The organism is Armatimonadota bacterium (assembly GCA_013314775.1).
Lineage (GTDB): Bacteria > Armatimonadota > Zipacnadia > Zipacnadales > JABUFB01 > JABUFB01.
This window is the reverse complement of sequence record JABUFB010000010.1, coordinates 176,268-193,452: the sequence shown is the minus strand read 5'-3', so window position 1 is coordinate 193,452 and position 17,185 is coordinate 176,268. Positions and strand designations below refer to the sequence as shown.

8 protein-coding genes are annotated in these 17,185 nt (G+C 63.9%); 6 read left to right on the top strand and 2 right to left on the bottom strand.

Features of this window, described 5'->3' with window-relative positions:
* Positions 1-25: 25 nt before the first annotated feature.
* Entirely contained in the window at positions 26-3,142 is a 3,117-nt protein-coding gene (locus tag HPY44_13775; GenBank protein NSW57076.1) for a DUF4838 domain-containing protein, read from the bottom strand.
* Positions 3,143-3,335: 193 nt separating this feature from the next.
* On the opposite strand from HPY44_13775, the gene HPY44_13770 reads away from it, so the two are divergent.
* The 6 genes from HPY44_13770 to HPY44_13745 all read left to right on the top strand — a co-directional run bounded on the left by HPY44_13770 (position 3,336) and on the right by HPY44_13745 (position 12,911).
* Complete coding sequence (locus HPY44_13770; GenBank protein NSW57075.1) at positions 3,336-4,127, top strand: methyltransferase domain-containing protein; 792 nt, start codon at positions 3,336-3,338, stop codon at positions 4,125-4,127.
* Between the two features lie 96 nt (positions 4,128-4,223).
* A complete protein-coding gene (locus tag HPY44_13765; GenBank protein NSW57074.1) occupies positions 4,224-5,816 on the top strand; it encodes a DUF4091 domain-containing protein in 1,593 nt (530 codons plus the stop codon).
* Positions 5,817-5,873: 57 nt separating this feature from the next.
* Positions 5,874-7,868, top strand: a complete 1,995-nt coding sequence (locus HPY44_13760) for a DUF2961 domain-containing protein (protein ID NSW57073.1) — start codon at positions 5,874-5,876, stop codon at positions 7,866-7,868.
* Positions 7,869-7,916: 48 nt separating this feature from the next.
* Entirely contained in the window at positions 7,917-9,230 is a 1,314-nt protein-coding gene (locus tag HPY44_13755; GenBank protein ID NSW57072.1) for a hypothetical protein, read from the top strand.
* A gap of 80 nt (positions 9,231-9,310) precedes the next feature.
* On the top strand, positions 9,311-12,016 hold the full coding sequence (locus tag HPY44_13750) for a right-handed parallel beta-helix repeat-containing protein (protein ID NSW57071.1): 2,706 nt from the start codon (positions 9,311-9,313) through the stop codon (positions 12,014-12,016).
* 106 nt (positions 12,017-12,122) lie between these two features.
* Complete coding sequence (locus HPY44_13745; protein NSW57070.1) at positions 12,123-12,911, top strand: hypothetical protein; 789 nt, start codon at positions 12,123-12,125, stop codon at positions 12,909-12,911.
* Positions 12,912-13,025: 114 nt separating this feature from the next.
* On the opposite strand, the gene HPY44_13740 is transcribed toward HPY44_13745, so the two are convergent.
* Positions 13,026-17,168 (bottom strand): hypothetical protein, encoded by a 4,143-nt coding sequence (locus HPY44_13740; protein NSW57069.1) that lies wholly within the window; start codon positions 17,166-17,168, stop codon positions 13,026-13,028.
* Positions 17,169-17,185: the final 17 nt, after the last annotated feature.

Sequence of the window (17,185 nt, the reverse complement as noted above, 5' to 3'; positions counted from 1 at the left end):
GGGGGCTGCTCAATCCACCCACAATCTACTTCAGCACCATCTCGCCCAGGCGGTCGGGCCTGTGGAAATCGTGCTGGGTGGTGGGGCTCCAGGCCAGGGCCTCCTGCGGACCGCCGCGAAACACGTTCATGAAGATGCTGGCCCCTGCGGAGAAACCGTCTGGAACGATCTCCCGGAGCGGCACCGCGACCAGCACGGTCCAGCGGTCCTTCGCCTCGGTGACGGTGCTGTTGATCCGCAGGGCGGTCTTCCACGGTTCGCCTTTTCGGGGGACTTCATACTGGCCGCTGTCCCAGACGCCTGATGGGTTCACGCCCACCTGGTAGTATTTCGCCCCGCCCCTGCTCGTGGAAACAAAGATCTCCCAGTCATCTCCATCATAGATGTGCGGCGAATCCTGCAGCCCTCTGAGGTCGCCCTCCTCGGTGAGACGCAGGTACAGCCACTCACCGTCATGGGCCGCCTGTCCAGATACCTTGCGTGATGTGGGTTCACCGGTGTTCTGTCGGAATGGAGAGAATTCTCCCGCCTGCGCCCAGTCCACTGCAGACGGGTCGCCATTGGCCGGGCTGACCCTGGGCGCCTCGCCACGCGGCGGCGGGACGTTGCGGTACTGCTCGCGGGCTGAGTACCTGCGCCGTCCGGCCAGCATGTAGTTCCAGATACCCTTTTCGAAAATTGCGATCCGCGCTGCCTCATCGCCCGTGGAGGCGAGGGTTTTCGCCTGGTCGAGATACCCTTGCCAGCGATCCATGCGCTCCTGGGTGCCCAGCCAACCCCAGGCAATCTCTTCGGTCTGGTGATGATGGCCCTCGATGCGGCCCTCGGCGATGGACGGCGGGTAGCTCTTCGGATCGCCGTAGACCTGCTCGATCTCCAGGTAGATGCGTTTCATTGATTCGGATGCGGGGCCATACATGCCCGTGAAGTACTCGTCTAGGAGTGTATCCACATCCAGCGTGGGGTCGTCCATGAGTTTGTAGGTCAGGTACGCCTCGATCTCCTGGCCGTAACCGCAGTGGAAGATGCCCCGGTAGCCGTACTCATGGAAGAGCTTGAATTGCTCGCCGATTGTGTGCGCGAAGTAGCCGGGGAAGCAATGGAACTTTCCGTTCACCGCCACTTCCCAGGGGAATGTATAATATAGCCACAGGTACATGGGTCGGCGCTTGCTCTCCGCGCCCCACTGGGCCAGGTATTCGAGCTCGTGTTCATAGGACGGCCTGTCGTAGTTCAGGCGATTGCATGCGAAGCAGTACTGGACAGCAACATTCGGCTCAAGCGCCACCTTCTCGGGTGGCGCGGCATGGGACATGTAAGCCAGGGTGATGATCCACTTGTCCGGATGTGTCTCGCGCAGCTTGCGTGCCACCCCGTTGATGAAGTTGAAGAAGTAGTCGCTGTCGCGGCCATTGGAGAAGAAGATCGACGCCGCCTCGCGCTGGCTGACCCATCTCTGGCATGCCTCGCACTTGCAGAAGGCCGCGTTGTCCATGGGTTCGACGGGGAACATGTTGGGCGGGATGGGGTTCCAGAAAATGCCCAGCTGCGCCCCGGTGACCTTGCCGTCGTAGTAGTCTCGCGCGTCCTTGGCGAGCTGCTCCAGGAACCCCTCGTCGGTGTAGCACATCTGCGGCGGCTCGCCGTTGTAGCCCTTGGCGAAGTACTCCGGGCGCTTCTCCACGAACAGCGACGACTTTTTCTCGCCATCGCGCCAGAACCGGTCATAGTAGCCATAGAGCGAGTGGTTGCAGTAATTGCGCTCGCCGCCGACCCGCATACGGTGCAGGAACAGCCTAGTCTGCCGATTCTTGGCCGCCCGGAAGGTGCCCTCGGTGGGCGCCCGCTCAAGCAGGCGGGGGTAAGCGGTGGCTTCGAAATCCGCGAACTCCGGAGTGCCGGACTGCCAGAAGGTGGTAATGGAAGGGTCGTAGTTGCCCGGGTTCATCATGGTGCCGGTGCGCATCTTGAAAACCGGGGAGCGCCGCATGCTCTCGCCGGTCACGGTCAGCGTCTTCCGGGGAGTGTAGATCGTCCCGAAATCCGTGGGACTGAACCAGCGCACTCCACAGAAGCGTTCCAGAAAGTCATAGACCGCATAGCAGGTGGCCTGATCGTCGTGGAAATCCGGAAGCGGCGCAGGCCCGAGTCTGCCGCCCGAGTCCACGGGGACACCGGACTCCTCATCGAAGTGCAGCAGTGTCGCGGTCTTCGGGCCTGCCGCCGGACGCGCCTTGAAGCCGCTCTCTTCGGGAGTGATGACCGCTCGGGTCACCCGCACAGCGTCGATCCGCCCCGTGAAGGGGTTACCCATGTTCCCCGTGAGTCCGGTCGCACCGATCTGGAGCATGGATCCCTCGCAGCAGGTTACGAGGTACTTGGCCGAACCGGCGCTGGTTCCGTCCACGAACAGCTCGAGCCGGTCATTGGCGACGCTGTGGGTTGCCAGCAGGTGATGCCAGCCAGGGGAGAGTTCACCGGTTCGCACTGCGGTTCCGCCATGCCCATCGTAGGTGAAGTAGCTTATGCGCCGCGAGTTCGGTTCGCGCTGGAGGATGTGGTAAGTCCACGGGCCCGGGCTGTCCAGGCGCAGGATGGTCCCAATGCGGGGATCAAGCTCCTCCGGCAAGAACACCCACGCTTCCATGGAGCCTTCCTGGTCATTGAAGGCGCAGTTCTCTACCCCAATCGCGGAGCCGCCGTCGAAGCTGAGAGCGCGGCCGAACATGCCTTCGGCGGGAACCGGCCTGCCAAAGACCGACACATTTCCCCGCGCGGGTTCGTCGCTGTCGCGGCCCATCAGGACGAGGGTGTCGGGCGCGAACTGGACCACGTATTCCTGGGGCTCGAAGCTGTCCGAGGTCAGGCCCAGTTTGCGGGTCGCCGCGCTCTCGCCCACGAGAATGCGGGTACCCCGAACGGGAGTGGTGTCCGTCACCACAGGCAGTTCCGCGCCGGTGATGAGCTTTACGTGGGTCTGGAGTTCTTCGACGGCGAGGCGTGCGGGCACGGTTGGGCGCTCCGCAGTCACGATTGTAGCGGCGGGAACGCCGCCATCCACCAGCGTCAGGCTTGCGGCGTGTCCAGCCTGGTTGGTAATACTCAGAGTCGCAACGCCGATGAGCAAAGCGGGGAGTCTCATGCTGTGGCCCTCGCAGGGATCGTGGTCGCCAACCTCAGCGACTGACCCTTCTACGGGAATGGGCATGATCCCTCCCGCACTCATTCCTGTTGTGCGGAAGGAGCAGGGCGGCTGGTCGTCGAATAGGAGCGCCTCACCGGACCAGGCATGCTGGCACGTCCAGACTGGTGGAGCCACCAGCAGGAGATGGCGCATGGACAGAGTCACGCGCGAATGGGACGAAGCGATGGCCCGATGGATCGATCCCTACGAGACCTCGGCTTCGGCGATGATCCGGCTCTCTACCCGTCCCCCGGTCACGCTTATCGAGAAGCGGGTGGGATCGCTCGCCGGCAGGAGGGTGATCGAGCTGGGTTGCGGTGGTGGAAGCCTGGGGCTTGCCTGCGCGATCCGTGGCGCGAATGCGACTTTGTTCGATAACTCCGCGCCCGTCCTGGAATCAGCGAAGCTCAATGTTGAACGCGCGAGGCCGCACATTCCCGCTGGAGTTGAAGTGCGGCTTGAGCAGGGCGACTTGCTGGAGCGAGATTTCGGGCATGCCTTCGATGTGTGCCTGTCGGACGGCCTGATCGAGCACTGGTTTGAAGCGGCTGAGCGCGCGACGGTGCTGGAGAAGCACTTGAACGCCACTGCTTCGGGTGGGCTTGTTGCGGTGTGTATCCCGAACAATGCGCACCCGTGGATGGATCGCTGGGAGCGCCTGGGGTGGCCCTGGACGGCGGAAGACTGCCCCCTGCGCGAAGCGAAGATCACGCCGGAGGAACTGGCGGATGAGCTTTCGGCAGTGGGGCTGACGGACGTGCTGGTGCAGGGCTACATGGTCTGGGATACCCTCTGCAAGTGGCCCAAGAGCCGGGCCACGGGGCTGCTGGTCAAGGGTCTGAAAGCGACCCTCGGATACGACCGCATTGGGCCGATTGCGCTGTCAGAGGAGTACAAGCGGCGATATGGTACGTGGCTTCTGGGGACGGGCTTCGCCCGGTGATGCCCAGGTTGCCCCCCGCGAAGCATCGCGGGGGAAGGAACGCCCCTTCGCCACGGGGAAACTGTGCTCAAATCCCCGCGAAAGGGTGGATCGGCCATGTGGCAAGCCTTCGTGGTAGTTGCGCTGATTGCTGCCAGTCTCGTCTGGGCACAGCCGGCAGTGTGGGTGGCTTCGCCGTGGGAGCACGTGCTGAAATCCTCGGACCCCGGCACCGTCTCTGAGGTGACCCTCGAGGCCGGGGCCAATGAGTACGAAGCCTTCCGGATCATCGTCCGGGCGGGTGAACAGCCCCTTCCCGACGTGAATCTCACCGCATCAGACCTGACGGGCCCGGCAGGCACAATCCCTGCGAGCCGTATCACTCTTTTCCGCGAGCACTATCTCAATGTCTTCGAGCCCAGCCTGCGATCAACCGCCCCTGCGGGCTGGTACCCTGACGCCCTGATCCCCTTCCTGGACCCGGAGACGGGCCAGGACATCCAGGGCGCGAAGTATGACGCCACTCCATACACTATTGAAGCCGCCACGAACCAGGGCTACTGGGCGGATCTGTTCGTGCCGAAAGGAACCGCGCCCGGGGAGTACCGGGGCAGCGTCACGGTCACCTCGGCCGGGAAGACGGTGGCTCAGATCCCGGTCATTCTTGCCGTCTGGCCCTTCGAGCTCCCAGACACTATCGCGATGCAGTCCAGCTTCGGCAGCCTGGGTAGCCGCATTGCGAAGAAGAACAATCTCGACCCCAACTCCCCCGAGTTCGCCGAGGTCGAGGACCTCTACATCGACGCGTTTCTCGCGCACCGCGCGGTTCCGGGCAGTCTGGGCAATATCTGGCCGAAGGTGCTGGATGACGGAACAGTGGATGATTCTCAGACCGGCGAGCGCCTGCGGATGATGGTGGAAGACAAGCATGTGAACGCTCTGCGCCTGCCATTCAGCTGGAGTGAGGGTCCCGAGAAGTGCAAGCTGCGTCTGCGTGCGCTGGCCGGATACCTGCGCGAGAAGGGCTGGCTGGACCTCGCTTACGTGTACATGCGGGACGAACCCAATGACGCCGAAGAGTACGAGATCGTGCGGCAGCAGGGCGCTCTCATCCGGGAAGCCGACCCGGGGATCAAGCGTATGTGTACCGAGCAAACCATCACTTCCAACCCCGATTGGGGAGACCTGTACGGCGCGGTGGACATCTGGTGCCCGCTCTGGGGCCTTTGGGACGAGAAGACTGCGCGGGAGCGCCAGGAACTCGGCGAGACCCTCTGGAGCTATACCGCCCTTTGCCAGCGCAATGCCCCCTTCTGGCAGGTGGACTTCGCTCCCGTGCACTTTCGCGCGCCGTTCTGGGTAAGCTGGCGCTACGGTATCAAGGGCTTCCTGTACTGGTCCAGCGTGTACTGGGATGCGTACGAGGATGTCTGGAACAAGCCCCATTTCCGGGACAAGTATTGGGGAGAGGGCATGTTGGTCTACCCCGGACTTGAGGCAGGCATTCGAGGGCCGGTGCCGTCCATTCGCCTCAAGTTGGTGCGCGAGGCACTTGAGGACTTCGAGATAATGACCCTCGCCGCCAATAGGGGGAGAAAGGCGGAGGTCGACGCCATCGTTGACTCTCAGGTGCGGTCCTTCCAGGACTGGAACCAGGACCCGCAAGGGTATGTCTCAGCGCGGCGGGAGCTTGCGGCGTTGCTCAAGTAGCCACGAGGCCGGTTCGACGCGAAGACCAACGACACAACAGCGAGAGGGTGGTCGGTGATGGAACGACTGATTCCGCTGGTTCTGGTCGCATTGTGTGGGGCTCTGCCGGCGCTGGCCGGCCCGCAGGTTACAGTGGCCGGTCTGCTGCGCGAGATGGTGGACATGGAGCGTCTCGCCTCCGCGCCGGAGCCGAGCGTAAGCAGCGACCAGTGGTCCAGCTACGACCGGGCGAGCGTGGCGCCGGACAGGGACGGCTGGTTCGCGAACGGAGACGCGGGGCAGTTCATCCGTACTGAACAGCACGCAGGCCGCACCGAGTTCGTGATGGCCGAGATGGACGGTCCGGGCGCGATCCTGCGCCTGTGGTCCGCGAACCCCGATGGAGCGGGCACGGTGCGGATCTACATCGACGACCTGGAGACCCCGGCGCTGGAGGAGGATTTCCTGAAGCTCACCTCCGCCGGGCTCGCGTGCTTCCCGGCGCCCTTCAGCGGACGTCGGGCATTGGGTGCGAACCTCTACTTCCCAATGCCCTACCAGAGCAGGTGCAAGGTCACCTCCAGCAAGCCCGGGTTCTATTACCACGTGGGCTACCGGACATACCCGGAAGGCACCGAGGTGGAGCCTTTCTCGATGAGCCTGCTGCCGCAGGTGCGCCCGGTAATGGCGGAAGTGGGGCGCACCCTCGCGCATCCGGCTAACCGGTTCACAACGGACGGCGCCAGGCGTACGGACGGCCGGGTCACCATCCTTCCCAGTGAGGAGGCGATCCTTGCCGACCTGACCGGCCCGGCCGCCATCGTGCGCATGGAAGTGCGCGTGGATGCACCCAGGGACTCCCTGTTCGAGGCCATGCGAGAGCCGGTTCTCTGCGCGCAGTTCGACGATGATACCGAGCCTTCGGTCTGGGCGCCGCTGGGCGACTTCTTCGGCTCCTCGCCGGGTTTGAATGCCTATGAAAGCCTGCCCGTGGGAATGCGCAAGGACGGGGTCTGCTACAGCAACTGGTACATGCCCTTCGCGAGACAGGGCCGGGTCTGGGTCCGCAATGACTGGTCTCAACCGCTGACGCTGCGGTTCAAGATCTGGGCAAAGAGCGCGGATTTCGACCCGGGAAGGGACCTCTACTTCCGGGCGAAGTGGCGCAACGAATGGCTGCCCGCCGACCCGCAGTTCGTGGACTGGCGGATGCTCGACGCCACCGGGCCGGGGCGCTTCGTGGGCGTGATGCTCGCGGTCACCAACACCCACCAGACCTGGTGGGGCGAGGGTGACGAGAAGGTCTGGGTGGACGACGACACATTCCCCAGCTTCTTCGGCACCGGCAGCGAGGACTACTTCGGATATGCGTGGTGCAACACCACACTGTTCGAGCACGCCTACCACAACCAGAGCATCTGCACCGGGCCGGGCAATTTCGGTTACACGGCGGTAGCGCGCTTCCACATTCTGGACGACATCCCGTTTCGGGAGCGAATACGGTTCGACATCGAGAAGTGGGCCGCGGCGGATCGCGAGTATGCCTGCACGACCTACTGGTACTCGGCGGCGGGGGCCAGGGACTTCTTCGTGCCCGTGCCCGTCGAGGACCGGCGCATTCGACCGCTGCCCGAACCCTTCCGGGTGAAAGGCGCAGTGGAGGGCGAGTCACTCCAGGCCCTGCGATGCACCGGCGGCAAGGTCCAGGTGCAGGGCATGAACATGGACTTCAGCAACGGAAGCCACCTGTGGTGGACCAACGCCAAAGTCGGTGACGTTCTCGAAGTGAACATTCCCGTTGCGAAGGCGGGCCGCTACTCCGTGACGCTGGGGCTCACGAAGTCCTGGGACTACGGCATCCACCAGATCATGATCGACGGCAAGGACGTGGGTGAACCAGTGGACCTGTATACCCCGCCGCCGTTCAAGCCTTTCAAGCTCGAACTGGGCGAGTTCGAAGCGAGCGCGGACGGCCTGCGCGTGGGCTTGCGCTGCGTGGGCACCAATCCGCAGGCCGCCCCGGTGAACTATATGGCGGGCATCGACTACGTCCTGCTGACGCCGCTGGACTAGGACAGCCTTCGCCACCAACTGCGAAAGCAGAGCGAAGGAGGCAGAGTCATGCGGGTAGTGGCCGCGACGCTGGTGCTGGGGTGGGTGCTGGCCCCCATACTGGCCGCGGATACTGAGGGTGTGTTCGGCGAAGACGAGCGCATGCTCGCGGTCTACTTCTTCTCCCGTGGGCCGTGGGATGATGTGAATGTCACCTCCGGCGGGCAGCTTGGCATGTCCGGCACGTGGAGGGCCATCTTCCCACCGGCCGATGACCCGCGCGCATCCATCTTTGGCCTGGAGTCTCCGAGAAACTGGCCCGAGGGGAAGACGCCTGATCCCTCGCGCTGGCCCGCCACGTACAAGGACCCGGAGCAGTTCCCGCTGTGGCTCATGGCCGAATGGCGCGCCATGAAATGGAGCGGGTTCGATTTCGTGCTGGTGGACGACTGGCATTCCCTGTGGTTCAGCCAGGACCTCAGCCCGCAGCCGTGTTTTCAGGCGCTCATGGACGCGTGGGCGGAGATGGACCGGCGCGGCGAGGAGCCCCTGCCCATGGGGATGTTCCTGGAGACGCCCTTCGCGTGGTACCAGCCCAAGGACGGCGACGGAACCGAGGCTTCCAAAGACGGTATCAGTGAGATTTGGGAGCCCACACGGGCTTTCCTGCGCCAGTTCTATGGAGAGCCAGGGTATGAGCCAAAACTGCCCCTGCGGGCCCTGGCCCGGGTCATTGTGAACGGTGAGGCGCGGCCGATCATGCAGTACTGGTTCCCGACCTGGGTGGATGCCGGGCTGCGCAAGTGGAACGCCTGGACCTTCCAGGAACTGCGCCGGCTCTGCCGCGAGACTTTCGGCGTCGAGCCGTATATCGGGGTGAACCAGCACGTCCATGGGCCACAATTCGTGGGCGGCTGGAACGGTGAGCAACCAGACGGCGGACGGGCGGATGTCACCTCGCAGGCCGGTGTGGTCGACTATGACGTGGCCTGGTGGGGAGGCATGGCCGGGCCGCAGATCTACCCCAATGCCATCGCGCTCGGACCCGGACACTGGTGTCCGCGCCAGACCGGGAACAAGCCGGTCACACTCCATTTCAGCCCCGACTATGGTGACGACCAGTTCCGGTACATCCAATGCTGGCGCAAGGTCCTGAGTGATCCGGCCCACTTCGACCGCCGCATCATCCTGGTGGAAAGCTGGAACAACAACGACGAAGGCTGCGCGATCTCGTACAGCGAACCGAAGGATTTCCTCAGTGAGGACGGCACGCTGATCGACCGCTGGGGCGACACGCCGGAGTTCTATATGCAACTCACTCGCGACTTCGCCCCGCACTGGAAGGCCGGGACGTGCCCGGAGCGGTTCGGGAAGAAGCAGTGACCCGCGGGCGGCGGAGGATGCCCGCCGCGCTGTGCCGAAGTAGCCGGGTGAGTGCGAACTACGTTGTCTGGAGGCACACGATGAGCGTCGCAACTATGATCTGTCTCATCCTGCTGCCGGCTTGCGCTGCGCTGGCCGCGCCTGACTTCTACGTTGCGCCCGGGGGGGATGATACGAACCCGGGTACGCAGGCGAACCCGTTTGCAACGATTCAGCGTGCCCGGGATGCCGTGCGGGAGCTTGACAAGGTCGGGCGGCAGGAGCCGATTGTAGTGGAGATCGCCGGCGGCACGTACGAACTCGCGGCACCGGTGGAGTTCACCGCCGCCGATTCCGGCAGCGAGTCCTGCCCCGTTGAGTACCGGGCGCGCAAGGGCGAAGAAGTGCGGATCGTGGGCGGCCGCGTGGTGAGTGGTTGGCGGCCGGTGCGTGATCCTGCGACACTCAAACGCTTGCCCGCGGTGGCCCGGGGGAAGGTGTTTCAGGCGGACCTCGGCGCCCTGGGCATAACTGATCTTCAGGGCATCAATGGGGCGAGGGTCTACCAGTCGGACCCGGGCCTGGAACTGTTCTTCCGCGACAAGCCGATGACCCTCTCGCGTTACCCGAACGAGGGGTACATGCACATGGCCGAGGTGCTCAACTCCGATGGAGCGCCGGCGGGAGCCAATGCCAACACTCCAGAGGGCCGATTCATCTGCAACGACCCACGGCCTGGCCGGTGGGTGGACGAGAAGGGCATTTGGCTCCACGGGTTCTGGGTTTGGGACTGGGCCGACGAGCGCATTCCACTGGTCTCCATTGACCCGGCCGGCAATACGCTGAGCCTGGGGCCGAAAGAGGGCCGCAGCTTCAACCTGAGGCGCGGCCAGTGGTTCTACGCGGAGAATGTGATGCCGGAACTGGACAGCCCCGGCGAGTGGTACCTGGACCGCGACACCGCGATCCTCTACTTCTGGCCGCCTGCGCCGCTCTCATCGGGCAAAGCGATGGTGTCGGTCGTGCGCGACTTGTTCAGGCTCAACGATGCCTCCAACATCACCTTCCGGGGCCTGCTGGTGGAGGCCGGTCGCGGGAGCGCTTTCATGGTGCGCGGCGGGGAGAACGTGCGGGTGATCGCCTGCACCATTAGAAACATGGGCAACTGGGCGGTCAAGGTCTACGGGGGGTTCCGGCATGGTGTGGTGGGCTGCGATGTGTACGGAAACGGGCAGGGCGGCATCCATCTCGAAGGCGGAGACCGCAAGACGCTCGTGCCGGCGGGGCATTACGCCGAAAACAACCACGTCCACCACACCGCGCGTTGGGACCCGGTCTACCAGCAGGCGATCACGGTCTTCGGCGTGGGCAACCGCGCGACCCACAACCTGATCGACAACGTGCCGCATATAGCCATCGGCTTCACCGGCAACGATCAGACCATCGAGTACAACGAGATCCACAGTTCGGTGTACCAGTCCAACGATGCAGGCGCCATCTACACGTCGCCGCCGGATGAGACCTGGTCCATGCGCGGTCACAAGATCCGGTTCAACTATCTGCATAACATCCACGGGTTCATGGGCAAGGGGTGTCTCGGGGTATACCTGGACGACTGCTTCTCGTCCGCCGACATCTCGAGCAATATCTTCTACGACGTTGCGACCGCGATCCTCATCGGCGGCGGCCGCGACAATATCATGACCAACAATATGTTTATCAAGTGCAACCGGGCCTTCAGCATCGACGCCCGGGGGCTGGGTTGGGCCAAGGGCGTCGGCGTGTTCGCGACACAGGAGCTACACGACCTCAACTACACTCAGCCACCGTGGTCGATCAAGTATCCGGAACTGCTGGGCATCCTCGAGGACGAGCCCCTCGCTCCAAAAGGCAACGTGATGGCGCGCAATATCTGCTGGGGCGGACCGTGGGGATGGACGGAGCCGAAAGCCGAACCGTGGGTGAAGTTCGAGGACAACCTGATCGATGTCGACCCGCTCTTCGTGGAAGAGCCTCCAGCAAGCTTCCGGCTCAAGCGCGAGTCACCTGCGCGCCGACTGGGGTTCCGTCCCATCCCGTACCACAGAATCGGGCTGTACGAAAGCGAAGACCGGGCCTCCTGGCCGGTGGTGTCACCACTGCGCAAGGACCCGAACCCGCAGCCCCCACCCAAGCCAAAGCCTCCACGCAAGCCGGGGCCGGCGCCGGTGTTCAAAATCCCGCGGACCAGCACGCCTCCGGTGATCGATGGCAAGCTGGCGCCCGGCGAATGGTTCGGCCTCGATAGGAAAGCCGGGATGGTCATCCAGGAGGGTGTGTATGGGGAGAAGGTTCCGGTGCCGACCAGGGCCTGGCTGGCGTGGGATGACGAAGCGCTGTATGTTGGCCTCGAGAACTTCGTGAATAAGTCCATTCCCATGGTTCGCGAGGACAACTGGGGCGGCAGTGACGCGGTGGAATTGGCTATCAGCAACCCACAACTGGGTGCGCAAGCACCTATTATTGTCTTGCGCGGCTTCACCAACGGGGTCTTCGTCTCAAGCGAGGAGGCCGGCGCGCCCACGGAAGTGGCAAAGAAGGCTGCCCAGAATATTCAGTACGCGGCGACGGTCATTGATGCGGGGCGCTGGGTGGCGGAAATGCGGGTGCCCTTTGCGTCCCTGGGCTTCACGCCGAACCCCGATGTGCGGTACCCATTCAATTTGTCAGTCCGCAAACAGGGCGACGACCCCTGGGTGCTCTGGCGCGGCACGGGCAACTGCACCTGGTATCTTCCTCAAGCGGGCTTCGTGATGTTCGTCCGCTGACAATCCGCGGAACCGATGGTAGACTGTCCGCGTTGTTGTGCAGCAGGATAACCGGGCGCGCGATCGCTTCAAGCGTCCGCGCGCAACTGAAAGGAACCACCGACTGATGAGCCTTCTGCCGACTGTGGATTTCCTGGGGCTCAACCCCACCCGCCTCATCATCGGCGCAAACCCCTTCGGCGGCTACAGCCACCAGAACCGGGAACGCGACCAGGAGATGGTGGCGTACTATACCGTCGACCGCATTCTGGAAACGTGGGAGCGAGCTGAGGCGGCCGGGATCAACACGATGATCACGAATAACGAGACGCCGCACGTGTTGGAGGCCGTGACGACGTATCTGTCCGGCGGCGGGAAGCTCCAGTGGATCGCGCAGATCAACAACAACCGGTTTCCGAACATGATGGGCGCCATCGACCAGGCGGTGGAGATTGGCTGCAAGGCCATGTATATCCACGGCGGTGTGGTGGACAAGCTGTACCAGGAGCAGGACGCCGACAGGCTCCGGGAATGGATCACCCACGCGAAGTCCCTGGGCATCCGCGCGGGTGTGGCAGGGCACTCTCCAGCGACCCATTACTGGGTGGACAGCCTGGACCTCGTGGACTTTCATGTGGTCTGCTTCTTCAACTGCGGCAGTCTGCACAGTGGGCAGGGGGAGAAGTTCAAACTCGCCGACCTTGCCCCCGCAGCGGAGTGCGTGCGCAAGATCGACAGGCCGTGCATCGCCTACAAGATCATGGCGGCCGGGCGTATCGACGCGAGCATGGCCTTTGAGTACGCCTTCGAGAACATCAAGCCCACCGATGTGGTGAACGTGGGCATGCACCGGGGCGACCGCGACGACATGGTGGAAGAGAACGTGCGTATCGTTCGGTCGATTCTCTGCGCGTAGTGGATGCTGTGAACCGCCGGAATCCCGGGCCGTTCATGGTGGCAAGGGGATTCCGGCGGGATACGGGGTCCGAGGAAAATCCCCGCGCCGTGATGATCCGACGCTTCCACAGTACTACTGCATGGCCGCGACCCGGTCGTCGCGGAACTGGTAGTCCGGCCAGAGCGGGCAGTTGAGGTCGGTCCAGGTCTTGATCCGCAGCTCCTCTTCCTGCGTGAGCGTCACCCCGTGGTGTTCATTCCCCAGCACCTGCCAGAGCGGGCTCTTCACCGTGCCGAAGGTGAGCGGCTCGCGCTTCTCACAGCCCCCCGAGTTCCAGCCGCAGTCCACGTAATGCACCAGGCCCTTGCTGATCAATGTCCGGTACGATGCGGGGACCCGGTTGGCGTCGAGCGTGCCGGTCAGGTCGATTTTCGACTCGCTGTCTGGTCCGTGACACCGCACGCACCGGGCATCAAGCACAGGCTGCACCACAGCCTCAAACGAGAACGGACCGGGCCCCCAGGACGGCGGGACAAGCTGTGATGCCGTCCCCGTGACGGCCACGGGGCGCTTCACCTGCGGGGCTGATGCCCGCGATTCATGGCAGCCAATGCAGCTGCGCACTTCACCGGGCTGCAGCTGGACGATGCTCCGCATGCGCTGCAGTTCGTTATAGTCAGAATCCAGGACCTGGAAGTACAGTGTCTTCCCCGCGGGGGCTCTGAACCGTGCCGAACCATCCTCCGCCACCGGCACCAGGCCGAGCGGCGTCTTCGCAACATATGCCGGCCACCCGCAGGGACCGCTCACAAGGTCTACGGGAGATGCGTACCACTTCATGAAATCAGCATGGTCACGGTTGGGGTTCAGAGCGATGTCGTGACGGACTTCCTCCACGACCCGCAGCCATTTCACCGATCCGCGTTCCACAGCCGGGGTCAGCCCTTGGTAGACATCCATCAGCGCGAACTCGCCCTCTTCCTCGGACGGAGCCACGGCGTCAGGAATGATCGGCGGCGGAGTCTCGCGGCGAAACAGGGTTGCCCCCATGCTGTCGATGGCCGGGTCGAGATAGAGCAACTCGCGGTTACCGAAGCGGTCGATGACCGCCAGCCCGAACCGGTCTCGCGGCGCGTGGGCGCACAGGAAATAATCGCGCGCGATGGGCAACGGGTCCCGGAAGCACTCGTTGGAGGGCCACATTCCCGGCCAGGGGACTTCCGGCGTTATGCTCCTGATCGCTTTCGGGTTGAAACGCCCTTCGCGGGGGGCGATCAGCGCGATGGGACCGTTGATGTCCCCGAAATGGGAAACCAGCGTGCAGCAGATCTCGGCCGTCCCCGGCACCTCGCGCCCGCACGCGTAACCGTTGGGCTGGATGATGGTGTTGCCGAAGACCAGTTCCGGGTGGCTGCCGTCCGGGCGAATGGACCAGAGCGTCTGGGAGAAGTCCGCGCCCTTGTCGATGTACTCCCACCGGGTCCAAATGATGCGTCCGTCGCGCATGACCGAAGGCGCCCACTCGCTGAGGCTGGCATACGAGAGTGGGCGCATGTTGCCGCCGTCGGGGTCCATGCGGAACAGGACCGAAGATCCGCCACGAAAGCAGAAGACCCTCGCGGCGCAGCGCGTTGAGATGAAGGCCACACCGCCATCTGGAAGCGGGCAGGGGTAGAAATCGTGGTACGGGCCGACCGTGATCTCGCGCAGATTGCCGCCATCTGCATCCATGCTTCGAATATGGTAGAAACCGTCTCTGGTGGGGCGGTACCCGAAGTAAATGCGGCTCAGGTCGAAGGTGGCGGCCGGGTCGCGGGCAATTCCCCCGCCCGAGTCGAACAAGCGCGTAAGCGTGGCCGATTCCGGATCAAGGCGGTCGCCAGTGTGCGGAATGTCCAGCCGGTATATCCCGCCGCCGGGACGGAACGGCGCGTCGGTGTAGTCCGTGTAGATATGAGAGGGGTGGAAGGCGTGGCGCTTCACGAACAGCAGGCTTTCCAGGGGCGCCAGTTCGCGCTCCCGGAAGAAAAGATTACGCTTGGCTAGCCGGGCCTCGAGAAACGCTGTTCGCTGTGCTTTCAGATTGGGCGGGGCAGCCGCGAGAGCCGACTGAAGCTTCCGGAATGCATCAAGTCGCTCTCGCTCGGGCGCGACATCTATACCCTTGCGCTCGAGCCGGTCCAGCAGATCGGCCATCAAAGACAGTGTGCGCTCCAGGGGATCATACCGGAATAAATGCAGGGTGTACGAACCCACCCCGGCCTCGTTCACCTTCAGCTCGCATTGCCTGCCGATGGGCCCCCTCTGCGCCGGTATGTTCAGCACCCGGGTCTGCCCTGGCGCCAGCGGAACCGTACCCCCGAAGGGCGATAGGGTTGCACTGCCGGATGCGACGCCTTCGGGCAGGCTCAGGCGCACCTGGAAAGCCCCGGTCTCGCAGTTGCCTTGCTGGGCGATGCCCAGCGATGAGAACGCGAAATGTATGGGCCGCCCGCGCGGGCTTGTGTGGCGCCCTCCCATGCCCAGACCGATGCGCAGGCCAACAGCTTCCGCATCCGGAAACAGCGCCAGCGGCAGGCGCAATTCGAAGAGACCTGCGTCCAGATCCTGCGCGCTTTCGAGCGGCACGCTCTTCTCGACCCTGAACCGCCCGGGCGCGTCTTCCGAATACTGGTTGAAAACGAGGCCTTCGGGGGTGATCACCACGATCCCGCACCCTTCCCAGTTGGCTGAGGAAAGCACTGCGAGATGGCTGCTAAGCAGCCGGCCGGCGTGGATCGCCAGCACCAGGTGGCCGCCAATTCGCCCGGCATGCACGGCCGTTTCCACAAGCGGCCCGGCATCGAAGTCATCCGCTGAAGCTACCCGCACCACACCGCGCGAGGCCCAGTCCCAGCAGGCGTCATCGAGACTGCCGTCGAGCACCGGGGAAGAGGGAAGAGGGGGCAAGGGCAGCCGGTCATCACCGACGTGCCGCGGATATTCGGTGACGCGGCCATTGTACGGAACCAGATTCGGGTCCAGGTCAGCGCGTCCGTAAGTCTTCAGCCATGCGTGTTCTTCGGCCAGGAAGGCGATCCTGAGCAAAGCCGCACCTGCAAGGCCGGGCACCTCCGGTTCCGGTTCGGGCAAGGGGCCAAGGCGTTCCACCGCAATGGGCGCTTCCTGGCCGTAGACTTCAAGCTCGTCGATACGCGCTTCTCCGTCCGATGCGGACTGGATCGCGACCCGGATGCGCCGGGCGCGCACCGGCCTGAAGCAGAACTCCCGCCGCAGAGTTACAGGGGGGCCAGATTGACGCCAGGTCGTCTGCCAATGTGCCTCGGCGCCCGACGCAGGGGAGTCGGTGGTCGCCTGTATGATGAACATCGCCGGGGCGCGGTCGCGGTACTTCGCGCTGGAGTCGCTCCCCAACGCCACCTTCCAGACCCAGTACGCCGCGCCGAGGTCGATCTCCGCCCACGAGGGCTCTCCTTTCGATATCCAGCTGTTGCTATTGCCGAGCTTGCCGTCATTGAGATGCGCAATCTGATGGATGGCCAGCCCGCCGTCAGCATAGACCGAACTTGCAGATGCCTTCGCTTGCGGACGCAATGCAAGGTTTACGAAGCCGAGGGCGTCTTTCGCCGGTGCGCTCAGGTCCTCTGGGATCGGCGTCTCACTGCTGCCCCCAGCGTGCGGGGGCGGTGGGGGTGCGGGCAGCGACGGTTCGCCTTGGCTGCTGCCTGCCAATGCTCCGCTGATGGCGCGAGCCTCAACTTTGCGCACGGTCTGCCAGTTCTCACCGTCGATGGAAAGTTGGATTTCGAACAGGTTGGGGATACGGTCGCCGTACTGCCGCATGCGGTCGCGCGACAGGACGACGGATGACACCCGGGCCGCTTGCGGCAACTCGATCTGCGCCCACTCGCCCGTGACACCGGCGGGAATCCAGCTTCGCGCATTTCCGTATTCGCCGTCGTTCAGGTGCGCGGTGGCGTGCTGGACGTAGCCGCCAATGCACGAGGAAGCGGACGCCTTCGCTCCAGACGCCGCAAGCGCCAGGTTTTCCTTGCTCTCGGGACCGTACACCTCGAGCTCATCGATGCACGCCTGCGTATTGCCGCTGCCGGGCCCCAGGAGAATACGCACGAACCGCGCGTCGGTTTCGGGGAACTCGAATCTGTTCGCGCGGTCGGAATACACTACGAGGCCGTTGTCGGCCGCGACAAGTACAAACCAGAGGATGGCCGGCGTTGCAGTGACTAAGACGCGCCGCAACCGGCTGTCGGCCATGCAGAGATCACCTCGCG

Excerpts from the sequence above, each read along its gene's own strand:
- HPY44_13745 (NSW57070.1), top strand. The coding sequence starts at position 12,123 with ATGAGCCTTCTGCCGACTGTGGATTTCCTGGGGCTCAACCCCACCCGC.
- HPY44_13750 (NSW57071.1), top strand. The coding sequence starts at position 9,311 with ATGAGCGTCGCAACTATGATCTGTCTCATCCTGCTGCCGGCTTGCGCT.
- HPY44_13775 (NSW57076.1), bottom strand. The coding sequence starts at position 3,142 with ATGAGACTCCCCGCTTTGCTCATCGGCGTTGCGACTCTGAGTATTACC.
- HPY44_13755 (NSW57072.1), top strand. The coding sequence starts at position 7,917 with ATGCGGGTAGTGGCCGCGACGCTGGTGCTGGGGTGGGTGCTGGCCCCC.
- HPY44_13760 (NSW57073.1), top strand. The coding sequence starts at position 5,874 with ATGGAACGACTGATTCCGCTGGTTCTGGTCGCATTGTGTGGGGCTCTG.
- HPY44_13765 (NSW57074.1), top strand. The coding sequence starts at position 4,224 with ATGTGGCAAGCCTTCGTGGTAGTTGCGCTGATTGCTGCCAGTCTCGTC.
- HPY44_13740 (NSW57069.1), bottom strand. The coding sequence starts at position 17,168 with ATGGCCGACAGCCGGTTGCGGCGCGTCTTAGTCACTGCAACGCCGGCC.
- HPY44_13770 (NSW57075.1), top strand. The coding sequence starts at position 3,336 with ATGGACAGAGTCACGCGCGAATGGGACGAAGCGATGGCCCGATGGATC.